The organism is Desulfolithobacter dissulfuricans (assembly GCF_025998535.1).
Classification (GTDB): Bacteria; Desulfobacterota; Desulfobulbia; order Desulfobulbales; family Desulfobulbaceae; genus Desulfolithobacter; species Desulfolithobacter dissulfuricans.
In genome coordinates this window covers 451,592-466,260 of record NZ_AP024233.1, presented here as the reverse complement: position 1 = coordinate 466,260, position 14,669 = coordinate 451,592, and the positions used below count along the sequence as shown (strand labels likewise).

Below are 14,669 nucleotides of genomic sequence, written 5' to 3'. Positions count from 1 at the left end.
ATTTCCGGATTGGCCGTGACCGATAGACGGTATCGACTTCAACCTGACCAGCACGACTGGACCAGGTAAGCGACCGCAGGGAGACTCCGGGTAAGCGACCGCAGGGAGACTCCGGGCTTCAACCCTGTCCAGCCACAACAGATAGCGAAGACTTCTATCCTTGAAAATCACACTGGAATCACAGAAATTTCAGCTGATATTGCAACATATCCTGCAGTTGCCCTGCCTGCGGACGCCGATATACCTGCAGAGACTGCACCGGTTATGGTTCCTTGTATACTGGACAGGGCTTTTTGGGATCATAATTACGGAAGGCCGGATCATCGTAGCTGGTGTGGCACTCCAGGCAGAGGCCCACCCGGAGAATCCGCTTAAACTCGTCCCTGTTGAATGGCCGCAGGCTCGAGCGTGATCCGTGCTGCAGGGGCTCGCCGTCGATGGTGACAAAGGCGTCGAATCCCACTGTCCGGCCGGCCACGGTTTCCACCCCCTGGTCCACGGGGCTGAAATGCCACTGGCCGTCCTCTTTCCATACCGTGCCGGTACCGAGGCCTACGGTCTTGGGGGTGGCATGACAGTCCTTGCAGGTTCGGCCCTCGCGCTGGGTGGTATGGGGATTGATGGCCGCCATGGTGAACCGGTTGAAACCGCCCTCGATTTTCCCCTCTTCATCGATCAGCGTCACCACATCCTGACAGCCGGGGGTGACGACCACGACCTCATCCTCCCACACGCCGAGCATGGGTTGTTCATAGCGGATATAGGAACGCCCCTCTTCCCACCAACCCGGGGCTTCCTCGAGGGTCAGCTTGTCGAGATGGGTTTCCCGGGCATCCCGCTTGGCATGACAGCCGTAACATTGCGGCACCCAGGAGGAATGACAGGCCTCGCAGGTCAGCCGCTTGTGGGGAGGATACTCGCAGGCCTCATTTTTCGGCGGATTAAGCGGGCGTTTTACCCCGTCGTTCTTGCCGATAAGGACAAAACTGTCCCCCTCCTGCCTGATATTGGTCATATCCTTGCCTTTCCGAGTCTTACCCGGTTGCCGGGAATGACATCCCTCACAACTGATCTCCAGCTGCTCTTCATAATGGGCGTAACTGGTGCCATCACCCATGATCTCATCACGGGTATGGCAGTCTATACAGGCCATGCCCTTTTTGTGGTGGACATCCTCGGCAATCTCCAGGTAGAACCGGTCACCGGGCAGCCGCTTTGACGACAGATGCCCCTTTTCATAGGGCGTACCATACCCTTCCACCTCAAATATACCGGGTGGGCAGCCCGAAGACAATCAGGATAGACGCGCGTGTTATCGCAGCGACCAATCAGAATCTCGAACAGGAGGCCAGAGAAGGCCGGTTTCGCAGCGACCTCTATTACCGGCTGAGTGTCGTCACCATATGCATTCCCCCATTGCGGGAAAGAATGGACGACGTCCCGCTGCTGGCCGATCATTTCCTGGCAAAATACCGCCATATCAACCCGACCGTCGAGGCTCTTGCCCCTGAAAGCTATGACGTATTACTTGGTTACGATTATCCTGGAAATGTCCGCGAACTTGAAAATATCATCGAACGGGCCATGATTATCGAGACCACTGAAATGCTGCGGCCGGAAAGTTTATTGATTCATCAGACAGGTTCAGCAAAAGGGAGCCCGGCAATTGAGCGCCCTGTCGCTGCGCCCGATACTTTTGACATGAAGGAGGTTGAAAAAAAACATATCCTCCATGTGCTGGCCGCGTGTGAAGGAAAAAAAATTGAGGCCGCCCGAATGCTTGGCATCAACAAAATAACGCTCTGGCGGAAGATGAAAAAATACGGCCTTGATAACGTATAGCAAGGATTCGAAGTCTCTCTTCGTTCGCTTACCAGACCAGGTTACGAAGAGCCGTACAATCACCGGCACTCAGTCCTGGAGCCCACCGGGTCCCGGTGAATGATGACGTCTGACTGCGGGAAAGCCTCCATGATCGCGTATTCCACCTCATTGGCCACTCTATGATGGGCCTCGGCCAGAGACAGATGCAGCTGAATCACCTTGATCTGGCCGGACTGCCGAGTCCTGAGATCATGCATCCCCAACCCTGATGGATGAGCAAGGACAATATCGCAGATTTCGTTGCGGATCTCTTCCGGCAGTTCCCGGTCCATAAGAACCTGCGTGGCCTCATAACCGATGTGCCAGGCGCTCTTGGAGGATATAGCCTGCAATAGCCAGGGCACAGAGGGGGATCAAGGATGGACCAATTGGTATTGACCAGGCAGAGGACGAGCGGGGTGCTGGCGTTGGTCAGCAGATCGGTCTTGTAATGCAGGAGTATCCATAGACAGGAGAAGAACCTTAACTGCGCCGATAAAGAGAAATTTCCTCAAGCTGGCGGTCATGGAGTTTTCCAAGAAGCAACAGAGCGAAGATGCTGCCAGAGAGAGCGAAGGCCATGTCCGATTGAGTGTCCCAGATATAGCCCTGAGTGCCGAGGAATGATTCCTTAGCTTCCTCGCTGAGAAGCGCTGCCCACCATTCGATCAACTCGTAAAAGGCGGCAAAACCAAGACAGAAACAGACAATGAAAAAATTGCGCCAGGCCGCAGTAGAGAAAACCTTTTTGCGGATCACGACCTCCCGGGCAATGATGGCCGGGATGAAGCCCTGGGCCAGATGGCCCAGCTTGTCGTAATTGTTACGGCTCTGATCAAAGGCCTCCTTGAGCCAGTCAAAGAGCGGTACTTCGGCATAGGTGTAATGGCCTCCCACCATGAGGATGATCGAGTGGACCAGAATGAGAAAATAGCAAAGCGGGGTGAGGCGGAAACTTTTATAGGTGGCAGCCAGAAGCACAGCCCCGATCAGAGCCGGAAAGACCTCCAGGAACCAGATAAGGTAATCCTTCGGCCCGATGCCTGACCAGAAAAGAACGCCACAGAAGCTGATGATCCACAGGGTTCGCCACATAACTGCTGTTTACGTGAAACTGAATTCATGAGCGTCTGGCAGCGGGCCAGATGCGCGAAGGGAGCAAGTCTGATTATCTTGGTCTGACAGCCAGACGCGCCTCGTCACTCTCACCGCTTACGGTTCCTTGTATACCGGACAGGGCTTTTTGGGATCATAATTACGGAAGGCCGGATCATCGTAGCTGGTGTGGCATTCCAGGCAGAGGCCCACCCGGAGAATCCGCTTAAGCTCGTCCCTGTTGAATGGCCGCAGGCTCGAGCGTGATCCGTGCTGCAGGGGCTCGCCGTCGATGGTGACAAAGGCGTCGAATCCCACTGTCCGGCCGGCCACGGTTTCCACCCCCTGGTCCACGGGGCTGAAATGCCACTGGCCGTCCTCTTTCCATACCGTGCCGGTACCGAGGCCGACGGTCTTGGGAGTGGCATGACAGTCCTTGCATGTCCTGCCCTCGCGCTGGGTAGTATGGGGATTGATGGCCGCCATGGTGAACCGGTTGAAACCGCCCTCGATTTTCCCCTCTTCATCGATCAGCGTCACCACATCCTGACAGCCGGGGGTGACGATCACGACCTCATCCTCCCACACGCCGAGCATGGGTTGTTCATATCGGATATAGGAACGCCCCTCTTCCCACCAACCCGGGGTTTCCTCGAGGGTCAGCTTGTCGAGATGGGTTTCCCGGGCATCCCGCTTGGCATGACAGCCGTAACATTGCGGCACCCAGGTGGAATGACAGGCCTCGCAGGTCAGCCGCTTGTGGGGAGGATACTCGCAGGCCTCATTTTTCGGCGGATTAAGCGGGCGTTTTACCCCGTCGTTCTTGCCGATAAGGACAAAACTGTCCCCCTCCTGCCTGATATTGGTCATATCCTTGCCTTTCCGAGTCTTACCCGGTTGCCGGGAATGACATCCCTCACAACTGATCTCCAGCTGCTCTTCATAATGGGCGTAACTGGTGCCATCACCCATGATCTCATCACGGGTATGGCAGTCTATACAGGCCATGCCCTTTTTGTGGTGGACATCCTCGGCAATCTCCAGGTAGAACCGGTCACCGGGCAGCCGCTTTGACGACAGATGCCCCTTTTCATAGGGCGTACCATACCCTTCCGCCTCAAATATACCGGTGTAGGAAATGCCGATGCGACCCGACCGGTTATGGCAGCGGATACAGTTCTCCTCCGGCACCTTCTTGATGATATAGGGATGGGGTTTCTTTTTCTCTGCCCCCTCGGCCCCGGTCGCATCCCGGGCTGCTTCAGGTTCAAAATCGGTCACGGTCAACCGCCTGACCCCTTCGGGCAGGATGTAATGGCAGGCCGAGCAGCCCCCACCCTTCTCGTTAAAGAAAGCCGGCGCACCGGGCAGGTCATTTTTCTGTTTCCAGAGATGGCAGGTGGCGCAGAGCTTGCGAAAATAGTCCAACGCCAGCGAAGTCTCGCCGCTTTCCAGCAGCTGTTCCACCGAAAAATCACCATCCTGGGTCTCGGCCTCGCCCCAGTAGTAGAGCAGTGTGGCCAGGATGCCGCGGTTGGTGGCCATGAGCGAATTTTTCACCTTGTGGATATCGGCCGGATGACACCCCTCGGTACCGCAGGTTTTCTCGACCACCCGCAGATCTCCGGGATTGAGCGCCATCCCCTGGTGGGCCTTTTCCTTGTCAATGGCCATGGGGTCGCCCAGATGGCAGGGGGAACACCCCACCACCATGGCATCATGGGCCGGGTCCAGTTTTTCGTCCTTATGACAGGTCAGGCACATCTCCACGTATCCGGCCGTGGTAACAGCAATCTGCTCCGGTCGTTTTGTCCGGCTCTCGCGTACCACCAGGTACCCGATGAGAACCATGCTCCCGAGAACCAGGAAAAGGACAGCTATACTGTTACGGTTTATAGACACGATCTATCCATGCACAATAAAGTTCACATCCAGCCGATGGGCGAGACAGGACCGGGTCCCTCTCACTCTTCCACAAATCCCTGGACGATGGGATAGCGCCGACCATACCCAAAGGCCTTGGAGGTCACCTTGAGTCCCAGGGGTGCCTGCTTGCGCTTGTACTCGTTTCGCTTGATCCGGCGGATGACATCGCAGACCACCGCCCGGTCAAATCCCCGGGCGACAATACCATCAACACTCAGGTTCTCTTCCAGGTAGGCCTCCAGGATGGGATCGAGGATCTCGTAGGGGGGCAGGTCATCCTGATCACACTGGTCCGGCTTGAGCTCGGCCGTGGGCGGCCGGGTCAGGATATGCTCCGGAATGACCTCCCGGTCCCGGTTGATCCACCGGGCCAGCTCGTAGACCATGACCTTGGGCACATCGGCGAGCACGGCCAGACCGCCGCTCATGTCCCCATACAGGGTACAGTACCCCACCGCCAGCTCGGATTTGTTACCGGTGGACAGGAGCAGGTGGCCAAACTTGTTGGACAGGGCCATGAGCAGGTTGCCCCGGATCCTGGCCTGGATATTCTGCTCGGTCACATCGTCGGCCAGCCCGGCAAAGAGCGGGGCCAGGGTCTCCCGGTAGGCCTCCATGGTCCGGTGGATGGGAAGGAGTTCGAATCCGCAGCCAAGGTTCCCGGCCAGGTTGCGGGCATCATCCACACTGGCCTGCGAGGTATAGGGCGACGGCATGGCCACACAGAGCACGTTGTCCGCCCCCAGGGCCGCACAGCCGATAACCGCGGTCACCGCCGAGTCGATGCCACCCGACAGGCCGAGCACAGCCTGCTTGAAACCGATCTTGTGGAGATAATCCCGGGTCCCCATGACCAGGCCGGCAAAAACCTGATCAATGGTATCCGTCGGGGGCGGGACCGGCGCCCCTTCCTGCCAGTGGTCGGTGTCGATCACCAGCATATCCTCGGCAAACCCCGCCGCGACCCGGCACACCCGTCCCTCCCTGTCCATGGCCAGGGAGTGGCCGTCAAAGAGGAGCGAATCCTGGCCGCCCACCTGGTTGACGTAGAGGAGAGGGAGCCCCTGGGACCGGCAGAGATCGCGAAAAACCCGGGCCCGCTCTTCAAGCTTACCGTGATAATAGGGCGAGGCGGAGATATTGATCAGCACATCGGGCCGGCCTGCAGCCACCAGTTCTGTCACCGGATTGAGCGGATAACGCAGGGGCTCGGACCAGATATCCTCACAGACCGACAGTCCCAGCCGCTGGCCACGGAAGGGAAAGGCCAGCGCCGGTTCACCGGGCTCGAAATACCTGGACTCGTCAAAGACATCATATGTGGGCAGGAGCTGTTTACGGGCCCGGAAAACAACCCGGCCTCCGTCGATCAGCAGGGCCGAGTTATAAAGGGGCTTACCCGGCCCGTGACGAAGTACCGGCACTCCGACCACACAGGCCATTTCGCCGCAAAAACCAAGCAGCTCCTGGAGAGCGCGGTCATGGGCTTCGAGAAAAGTGGAGCGTTCCAGCAGGTCCTGCGGTGGATAGCCACACAGGGTCAGCTCGGGAAAAACGGCAAGATCGCATCCCGCCAGGTGGGCCTTTTCCAGCCACGCCTGGACCTGTCGCAGGTTGCGCTCAAAGGCGCCGATCACCGGATTGGTCTGAACAAGGGCGATTTTCATGAATATTGAGCCTGATCTCAGGACAGCGGCGGCGATCCATCATCGCAACGCCTGCCATCTCTTGATTTCTGGTTCAGGCGGCAGGAGCCGGCAGAAATTTTCCCGCCGGCCACGACCTGCCAGGGCCTGGAGTTGAAAAAGTACTCAGTTCCCGTGTTTTTGAAAAGGAAATAACGGTGCCCGAACACCCGAGGCTGCGGACCCGCCATCCTGTTCTTTTCTTTCACCCATTTGACAAGCGACAGGAGAGTACCTATCTATTAGGTAGATATCACAGTGAAAAAACATACCTTTTCCGTGCATGAACCAGACATATCCGTTGGGGAGCACGGATAACACACCACAAAGTAACCGGCAACTTCAGACAATCTTAACCAAGAGGATGCGCAAACGATGCTACACCAGGTGAGCTACCGAAACATTGACAAACAGGAAAAAAAGAAACTGAAAGAGCTTGTGGCCGAACTGGTGCAGGACCTGGATGAAAAACTGGGCAGCCTGGCCCGGAAAAACCCCTCCCTGCACGGGGCCATCCAGAAACATGGCAGCCAGCAGCTCTACCGGATCGGCCTGAGCCTGCATGTTCCCGGCAAAACCCTGGCCACCCAGGAGGAAGGAGATGAGGCGGAAAACGTTATCCGCAAGGGATTCAAGGAACTGGAACGGTTGGTTGCCAGGCAGAAAAGCCTGATGAAAAACGAGCATCTCTGGAAACGCAAGCAGCGCCGCCGGGAGCTCAAGACAGCACCACTTACGACTGCCGACAACCAGGAGCTGGTCACCCGGCCCCAGTCCTGGTTTGCCACCATCGAGCCCTGTCTCAACGACCTGTACCGGCTGGCCCGGCGTGAGATCACCTATCTCCAGGCTTCCGGTGATCTGCTGCCCTCGGATATCACCCCCGAGGAACTGGTGGACACCGTGGTGGTGCTGAGTTTTGAGAAGCAGAACGAAAAGCCGGAGAGCATGGAGATCAAACCGTGGCTCTACAAGCTGGCCCTGACCCAGCTGGAAGAAGAAATCAGGAAAAGCAGAGACAGCCGGGAAACACTGCACCTGGAAGAGAGGGTCACCACCCACGAAGGTGCGACCTCGGACGACGAGTCCTGGCTCTATGACTTCTATCAGCCGGACGAAGTCCTGTCGCTGGAGGATCTCATCGCCTATCCCGGTGATTTGTCGCCCGAAGAGATCACCACCCTGACCGAGGAACAGAAACACGCCCAGCCGGCGCTTGCCACCATGCCGAGAATCTGGCGCCAGGCCCTGTGGTTCCTCCAGGGTGAGAAGATCGATCCCGAGCAGGTGGCCCTCATCCTGGATACCCCGGTGGCCACCCTGGAGCAGATCAGCCAGCGGGCCGAGACCTTTCTGCGGGGCAGGCTGGCGGACAAAGGGCTGGTCGAGTGGGTCACCACGGAAAAGAGCCTCACCGTGCTCTTCCATGTCCCGGCGGATCAGGAGCTCGACACCGCGTTTCGCAGTGAGCTGAGCGATAAGTTCAACGCCGGCTGAACCAGGGAAAATCGACCGACCCGAACCGGGATCCCGGTCGAGCCCATGGCATCTACCTTCTCACCCGGGCGGGCGGTTCCTGGATCTTCCAGGAGCTACCCGCTCTTTTTTTTGTCCTGCATCTGACCGGTCTGCCCGGTTCCCGTTCCTCTTTTTTTCGCCTTCCGATAGGCCCGTACCGCCCGGTTATGTTCTTTCAGGGTTCTGGAAAACTGGTGGGTACCGTCGTTCCTGGAGACAAAATAGAGCACATCGCCATCAGCCGGATGAAGTACCGCCTCCAGGGCCGCCCGGCCGGGATTACATATCGGCCCGGGCGGCAAGCCGGGTATGACATAGGTGTTGTATGGGGTCTTGCGGCGAAGATCGGCCCGGGTGATGGGGCCACGGACGTTATCGAGTCCGTAGGTAACCGTGGGATCGGCCTGAAGCCGCATGTTGCGCTGCAGCCGGTTGAGAAAGACCCGGGCGATGAGAGGCCGCTCGGTCGGCTCGGCGGTTTCTTTTTCAACAATGGAGGCCAGGGTCACCACCTCATGGCGGGAAAGGGTTCTGCTCTGCGGATCCACCGGGACCGGACTGGCCAGGATATCCTGCCAGACCTCCTGGAAACGGACGACCATGCGGCGAAGGATGGTTGGCGCGTCGTCAATGCCGCGCACCAGGGTGTAGGTGTCGGGAAAAAGATAACCCTCGAGACTGGCTGCATCCAGGCCCAGGGAGGCTATGAATTTCCGGTCCCGGCTCAGGGCCAGAAAATGCTCCCGCTCCACCCAGCCCCGGGCGGCAAGAATATCGGCCACCTGGCGCACGGTCTTGCCCTCGGGAATGGTGATCCGGTGCATGACCTGGGTGCCTTCTTCGAGCAGCTGCAGGATCTCCAGCGGTGTCAGGCCGTAGGGAATGCGGAACTCTCCGGCCTGGAGTTTCCCGGCCGACCCGGTGAGACGGGCGAGCAGAAGGAAACGGAAATCTCCCGGGACCAGTCCCTGGCCTTCAAGCAGGGAGGCTATTTCCCGGACCCCTGCCCCCCTGGGGATATGGACCACGACATCCCCCTCGCCCGGAGCCGGCGTTACCGCATAGCGCCAGAACCAGCCACCGATAATCAGGCAAATCAGCAGCAGCGCACAGGGGATCCAGAAGAGGAGTTTGCTCTGTATCCTTCCGCCCATAAACAATCAACTGTCCGACCCCGGAGAGACCGGTATTATTGGATCAAGCCCACAGGACATGATGAACCGGGGAATTTCCACCAATGCCCCTGCACGTACACGCAAGCGAGGACGGCCACGCTCTTTTCTCTCTTATGGCAAAGGTGTTCATATCTGATCCTGCCCCAGGGACATGGTTTTCTGACCTGAATAAATTTGATTACCGCTGAAACTCAGCCTGAATTAAGGGATAACATCGCTGAGCCCGCGAAAGAGTTACTCGCAGGAGCGTACCTTTGAGCAAGTACGTTTTTTCTACAGGCACAGAGAAGAAGCGATGTTATCCCTCAGATCTGTGACAGCTGAGCTTTGGTGGTAATCACATACACAAAAAAAAGGGTGTATCACCCCCGCCGCTCCCAAAGCGGCAACAAAGGATAACACACCCCTATGGGTTCACGGGCCAGGCCGTGAACCCCGCGGGAGGAATCCGATCAGGCGGCTGCCTGCCTGGATTCTCCCGCTGCCTTGCGCTTGCGGCGCAGTTTCTTGATCTTGCCCAAGGCAATCTCGATGACCTGATCCATATTTTTGACCGGATGGAAGGTAATTTTTTTCCGCAGTTCCTGTGGAATTTCCACCAGGTCCTTCTGGTTCTCCTCGGGAATGATCACATGCTTGATCCCGGCCCGAAGTGCCGCCAGGGCTTTTTCCTTGAGCCCGCCGATGGGCAGAACCCGGCCGCGCAGGGTCACCTCACCGGTCATGGCCAGACCCTTTTTCACGCTCTTGCCGGCAATGGCCGAGTAGAGGGCGGTGGCCATGGTGATGCCGGCGGACGGACCATCCTTGGGGATGGCGCCGGCCGGAACATGGATATGAATGTCGATCTTGTCGAAATATTCCGGTTTGACGCCGAGATCAGCACACCGGCTGCGGCAGTAGGTCAGCGCCGCCTGGGCCGACTCCTTCATCACATCGCCCAAGTGTCCAGTCAGAGTCAGACGGCCCTTGCCCGGGACAATGGAGGTTTCGATGTGGAGCAGCTCGCCGCCCACCTCGGTCCAGGCGAGTCCGACCACCAGGCCCGGCTGGGCCAGGGTATCGAGCTCGGCCTCGGGGAGAAATTTCGGCGGTCCCAGGTACTTGCTGATGGTGTTTTTGGAGATCTTGTAGGGTCCCTTGCCACCTTCGGCCACCCTGCGGGCGATCTTGCGGCAGATCTTGCCCAGCTCCCGCTCCAGGCCACGGACACCCGCCTCGTGGGTGTAATGGCTGATGATCAGCTCCATGGTCTGGTCGTCGAGCCGGATGTAACTGGGCTTGATGCCGTTTTCGATAATCTGCCGCGGCAGCAGGTACTTCTTGGCGATGACCATCTTCTCCTCCAGGGTATACCCGGAAAGCCGGATCACCTCCATGCGGTCCATGAGCGGCCCGGGAATGGTATCGCTCATATTGGCGGTGGTAATAAACATGACCCTGGACAGATCAAAGGGCAGGTTGAGGTAATGATCGGAAAAGGTGGAATTCTGCTCCGGATCGAGCACCTCCAGCAGGGCCGACGAGGGATCGCCCCGGTAATCGGCACCGATCTTGTCGATCTCGTCCATCATGAACACCGGGTTGTTGGTCCCCACGTTCTTGAGTCCCTGCAGAATACGGCCCGGCAGGGCGCCGATGTAGGTCCGGCGATGGCCGCGGATTTCCGCCTCGTCGCGCATGCCGCCAAGGGAGAGCCGGTAAAACTTGCGGTTCATGGCCTTGGCAATGGCCTGGCCAAGCGATGTCTTACCCACACCCGGAGGACCGACGAAGCAGAGGATCGGCCCCTTGGTGGCCTTGTTGAGTTTACGCACCGCCAGGTACTCAAGGATACGCTCCTTGACCTTGTCCAGTCCGTAATGATCCTCATCGAGCACCTTGGCCGCCATCTTGAGGTCCAGCCGGTCCCGGGAGGACTTGCTCCAGGGCAGGTCGAGTATCCAGTCCAGGTAGGTACGGATGATGGTCGCCTCGGAGGCATCGGGATGCATCATCTCCAGCCGCGCAAGCTGCTTCTTCGCCTCTTTCTTGGCATACTTGGGCATCTTCTTTTTCTTGATCTTCTTGCGCAGCTCGTCGATCTCCTGGGAGTAGGCATCCTCGTCGCCCAGTTCCCGCTTGAGGGCCTGGAGCTGTTCGCGCAGGAAGTATTCCCGCTGGGAGCGGGACATCTCTTCCTTGGCATCGGACTGGATCTTGGCCTGGACGGTGGAAACCTCGAGCTCCTTGTGCAGCAGGTCCGCCACCAAGCGCAGCCGCTCAACAGGATCGACAGTTTCAAGAATCTGCTGGGATTCAGCAATTTTGAGCCGCAGATTGGAACCGACCAGATCGGCCAGCCGGCCGGGCTCCTCGATGTTGTTGATGATCATCATCAGATCCGAGGAGAGGATTCCCCGCAGTGACATGATCTTTTCGGTCTGCTCGCGCACGGTGCGCATCAGGGCCTCGATCTCCACCGTGATCTCCTCGACCTCGGGCTCTTCGATCAGGTCGATCTCCACCCGGTAATGGGGCTCCTTCTGCAGGATATCCCGGATACGGGCCTTGGACAGGGCCTGGACCAGCACCTTGAGCCGGCCATCGGGCAGCTTGAGGGTCCGCATGATCATGGAGACCATGCCCACCCTGTAGAGATCCTCCGGATCCGGATCATCCTTGGTCGCATCCTTCTGGGTCACCAGCATGAGCAGCTTGTTGCCGTTCATGGCCTCGTTAACCGCCTCGATGGATCCGGGGCGACCGACAAAGAGAGGGATGATCATGTAGTTGAAGACAACGACATCCCGAACCGCCATCATGGGCAGCTGATCAGGGATTTCGAGATCCTGGGTGTTATCGCCGAAGTCATCCATACTTGCAGATAACGAATCATTAAATTCCATGTAGTTCATATCCTCCTGTAATCAGCTCTCCGGCTGATCGTACTCCAATTTATGTACTCCAGAAACAGCATCCCGGTCGCAGCAGGCCGGACCGGCGCTTCTGGTAACCATAAAAATGTAAACATTACCCCAACCGAAGTCAAGGCAGGGACGCCGGATCTGGCGCAGTTTGCGTTTTTTCTTGAATAAAGGGTGTGACTTTGTCACATTTGTGGAGTTTGTGTACACGCCAGACTCAATCCTGATCAGCTCTGTTCAATACAAAGACGGTGAAAGACCATGCTTGACGCTGCATCTTTTTTTGACCTTACCGATTTTTCCCATAAGGCTCTTTTCCAGAACACGACCCATGTCTGGGACGCGCTCAAAGAGTTGAAAACTTATATAGACGAACATCTCGACGAAGAACTTGGTCATCCCAGCCTGATCAGCGGCATGCCGCTGACCGAGCCGCTTATTTACCTGGACGGTGCGTTACATGCAGCCAAGGACTGTCATATCGTCTATGGTGATGCCACCAAGGGCAAACTGGAAGTCCGGCACGACGGCGTGCTGCTCAAGGGGGCCTCGGTCATCATGGCCGGAGCGGTACTGGTGGGAAACCGGATCAGTATCGGCCGGGGGGTTCTCATTGAATCGGGTGCCCTGATCAAGGAACCGGCCATCATCGGCGATGAAACCGAAATCCGCCAGGGCGCCTACCTGCGGGGCCATTGCCTGATCGGCGACCGATGCGTGGTGGGACACACCACCGAGGTCAAGCACTCGGTGTTCTTAAACGATGCCAAGGCCGGCCATTTTGCCTACCTGGGCGATTCCATCCTCGGCGCAGACGCCAACCTGGGAGCGGGCACCAAGTTCGCCAACCTGCGTTTTCTTCCCGGCACCATCAAGATCCGCACCCCCGAAGGGATCGTGGACACCGGCCTGCGCAAACTGGGCGCCATCCTCGGCGACACGGCCCAGACCGGCTGCAACTCGGTCACCAACCCCGGTACCCTGATCGGCCGGGGCGGCATCCTTATGCCAAATACCACCGCACCTTCCGGGTATCACTCTGATAAAGCAGTGATTCGGCCCCGGGCTTGAGCTGCTTGAGCCGTTCCTGCTCCTGGGCACCGCGCACATAGAGGTTGTAGAAGAGGCCAAAGAGGATACCGACGGTGAAAAAGATCCGCAGTATCCTGTCCCACGGCGGCCTCTGTCCATCGGAAAGATAGCGGATAAACACCACCAGAACCCAGGTGAAACCGATCTCAAAGGGCAGGGTGTTGAGCAGCGAGACAACGGTGCCCTGGATAATCGACCCCGTATCCCGGGACCAGCCCAGGTGAAAAACCACATAGGCCAGAGCCGTCAGCACAAAACTAATCTTTTCGCGAAGCGTATTCATATGCACACACAACCAGTTATAATCTTTCCAGATACCATTCCTTCCCGCGATATGCTCCTTCCCCTTGTACAGGTTTTCGCCCCGGTTGTCTACTGCCAGCCAGTTGAAAGGGAAAAAAACGCTCCCCCGGAAGAGGGAGGAGATCCGCTGGTCCACACCCTGATCGACAGCGATCTGTGCCAGCTTTTTGCCCCGGCCCCGCTGGGACAGGACCGGGAGCGCTTTCTGCACCTGGTCAGGGACCTGCAGACCCGGCGGGACGACTATGCCGGACAGCTGGGCCACCTCGCCCTGGCCGGGATCGGCAGCAGCGGCCGGCCGGACCAGGAGACCAGGACCTCGATCATCGGTTCCCTGCTGGCAGGCAAGGGAATCGAGAGTAAGGAAGAACAGGAACAGGAGATGATTCTGTGGCAGGCCAGGCTTATCCTCAAGCTGGCCGAACTGCTGGATGAGGAGCAGAGGGAACTGCAGGCTGAACTGGACCGGATTTCAAGCCGCGAGCACCAGTTGTTCCAGGAACTCCGCTCGGAAAACGGGGAGCCGTTCTCCCTCACCGGGGCCCTGCTTTCCGCCACCGGCACCACGGACGGCCAGCTGCGGCTGCGGCTCAAGGCCTGGGCAAGGCTCTTTGGCCTGGGCCGGAGCTGGCCCGGATCCTCGCGTATTTTTGTCACCCGCAGCCGCGACGCCCTGGACCTGCTGATTGAAGAGTACCCTAAAGTGGTGGAGGATGGCCGCCCGACCCAGCTTTTTTCCATCGAACTGCCGGCCAACCTGGCGGAGGGTCAGGACCTTCCTGGCTTGCGGCAGCGATTGCAGGAAGAGGGTTCCGAACTGCTGGCGAGGCTGCACGGGGCCATGGAGACAGTCGAGGACGCCGGCTTCCAGGAGGCGGAAGAGAACGGTTGGCAGGAACTGCTGGAGACCGTCTATCCGGCCACGTCCTGCGGCCGCTGTCGGCTTACCATGATCGGTTTTCCGAACACATCCGCGGCCCAATTCTTTCTCCAGACCTTTGGCAGCGACGATGCACTCACCCCGCCCCCGCCTGCTGCCGATCAGGAGCAGCCCGGGACAGTGGTCGGGGTGCTGGAAAGAATCGACCACTGAGCCGCATGGCCGG

The 14,669-nt window shown here is 58.2% G+C and carries 12 protein-coding genes; 4 read left to right on the top strand and 8 right to left on the bottom strand.

The genetic code is table 11. The features are described from left to right. Positions 1 to 262: 262 nt before the first annotated feature. Positions 263 to 1,261: a hypothetical protein gene (locus tag GF1_RS01945; protein ID WP_267927947.1), complete on the bottom strand. Its 999-nt coding sequence runs from the start codon at positions 1,259 to 1,261 to the stop codon at positions 263 to 265. Positions 1,262 to 1,275: 14 nt separating this feature from the next. On the opposite strand from GF1_RS01945, the gene GF1_RS01940 reads away from it, so the two are divergent. Next, positions 1,276 to 1,842 (top strand): AAA-type ATPase lid domain-containing protein, encoded by a 567-nt coding sequence (locus GF1_RS01940; protein WP_267927946.1) that lies wholly within the window; start codon positions 1,276 to 1,278, stop codon positions 1,840 to 1,842. A 59-nt stretch (positions 1,843 to 1,901) separates the two neighbouring features. Here the strand turns inward: GF1_RS01940 and GF1_RS01935 are convergent, their stop codons facing one another. The 4 genes from GF1_RS01935 to GF1_RS01920 all read right to left on the bottom strand — a co-directional run bounded on the left by GF1_RS01935 (position 1,902) and on the right by GF1_RS01920 (position 6,551). Then, positions 1,902 to 2,156: a cation transporter dimerization domain-containing protein gene (locus GF1_RS01935; protein ID WP_267927945.1), complete on the bottom strand. Its 255-nt coding sequence runs from the start codon at positions 2,154 to 2,156 to the stop codon at positions 1,902 to 1,904. Positions 2,157 to 2,346: 190 nt separating this feature from the next. Next, positions 2,347 to 2,958, bottom strand: a complete 612-nt coding sequence (locus GF1_RS01930; RefSeq protein WP_267927944.1) for a DUF2238 domain-containing protein — start codon at positions 2,956 to 2,958, stop codon at positions 2,347 to 2,349. Positions 2,959 to 3,075: 117 nt separating this feature from the next. Then, positions 3,076 to 4,860, bottom strand: coding sequence for a hypothetical protein (locus tag GF1_RS01925; RefSeq protein ID WP_267927943.1), 1,785 nt, complete (start codon positions 4,858 to 4,860; stop codon positions 3,076 to 3,078). A 62-nt stretch (positions 4,861 to 4,922) separates the two neighbouring features. Further along, complete coding sequence (locus GF1_RS01920) at positions 4,923 to 6,551, bottom strand: NAD+ synthase (RefSeq protein ID WP_267927942.1); 1,629 nt, start codon at positions 6,549 to 6,551, stop codon at positions 4,923 to 4,925. Positions 6,552 to 6,956: 405 nt separating this feature from the next. On the opposite strand from GF1_RS01920, the gene GF1_RS01915 reads away from it, so the two are divergent. After that, entirely contained in the window at positions 6,957 to 8,066 is a 1,110-nt protein-coding gene (locus GF1_RS01915; protein WP_267927941.1) for an RNA polymerase sigma factor, read from the top strand. Between the two features lie 95 nt (positions 8,067 to 8,161). Here the strand turns inward: GF1_RS01915 and mltG are convergent, their stop codons facing one another. Together mltG and lon are read right to left on the bottom strand one after the other, a co-directional pair. Then, entirely contained in the window at positions 8,162 to 9,241 is a 1,080-nt protein-coding gene (mltG, locus tag GF1_RS01910) for an endolytic transglycosylase MltG (RefSeq protein ID WP_267927940.1), read from the bottom strand. A gap of 473 nt (positions 9,242 to 9,714) precedes the next feature. Beyond that, complete coding sequence (gene lon / locus GF1_RS01905; protein ID WP_267927939.1) at positions 9,715 to 12,150, bottom strand: endopeptidase La; 2,436 nt, start codon at positions 12,148 to 12,150, stop codon at positions 9,715 to 9,717. A gap of 279 nt (positions 12,151 to 12,429) precedes the next feature. Here lon and GF1_RS01900 point away from each other — a divergent pair, with 279 nt between their 5' ends. Next, a complete protein-coding gene (locus GF1_RS01900; RefSeq protein WP_267927938.1) occupies positions 12,430 to 13,239 on the top strand; it encodes an LbetaH domain-containing protein in 810 nt (269 codons plus the stop codon). Here the strand turns inward: GF1_RS01900 and GF1_RS01895 are convergent. Further along, entirely contained in the window at positions 13,172 to 13,543 is a 372-nt protein-coding gene (locus GF1_RS01895) for a hypothetical protein (protein WP_267927937.1), read from the bottom strand. The two genes, GF1_RS01900 and GF1_RS01895, sit on opposite strands and share 68 nt — an antisense overlap. On the opposite strand from GF1_RS01895, the gene GF1_RS01890 reads away from it, so the two are divergent. Then, complete coding sequence (locus tag GF1_RS01890) at positions 13,544 to 14,656, top strand: hypothetical protein (RefSeq protein WP_267927936.1); 1,113 nt, start codon at positions 13,544 to 13,546, stop codon at positions 14,654 to 14,656. Positions 14,657 to 14,669: the final 13 nt, after the last annotated feature.

Coding starts and splice junctions, on each gene's coding strand:
- GF1_RS01935 (WP_267927945.1), bottom strand. CDS start 2,156: ATGGACCGGGAACTGCCGGAAGAGATCCGCAACGAAATCTGCGATATT.
- GF1_RS01890 (WP_267927936.1), top strand. CDS start 13,544: ATGCACACACAACCAGTTATAATCTTTCCAGATACCATTCCTTCCCGC.
- GF1_RS01900 (WP_267927938.1), top strand. CDS start 12,430: ATGCTTGACGCTGCATCTTTTTTTGACCTTACCGATTTTTCCCATAAG.
- mltG (WP_267927940.1), bottom strand. CDS start 9,241: ATGGGCGGAAGGATACAGAGCAAACTCCTCTTCTGGATCCCCTGTGCG.
- GF1_RS01920 (WP_267927942.1), bottom strand. CDS start 6,551: ATGAAAATCGCCCTTGTTCAGACCAATCCGGTGATCGGCGCCTTTGAG.
- lon (WP_267927939.1), bottom strand. CDS start 12,150: ATGGAATTTAATGATTCGTTATCTGCAAGTATGGATGACTTCGGCGAT.
- GF1_RS01895 (WP_267927937.1), bottom strand. CDS start 13,543: ATGAATACGCTTCGCGAAAAGATTAGTTTTGTGCTGACGGCTCTGGCC.
- GF1_RS01930 (WP_267927944.1), bottom strand. CDS start 2,958: ATGTGGCGAACCCTGTGGATCATCAGCTTCTGTGGCGTTCTTTTCTGG.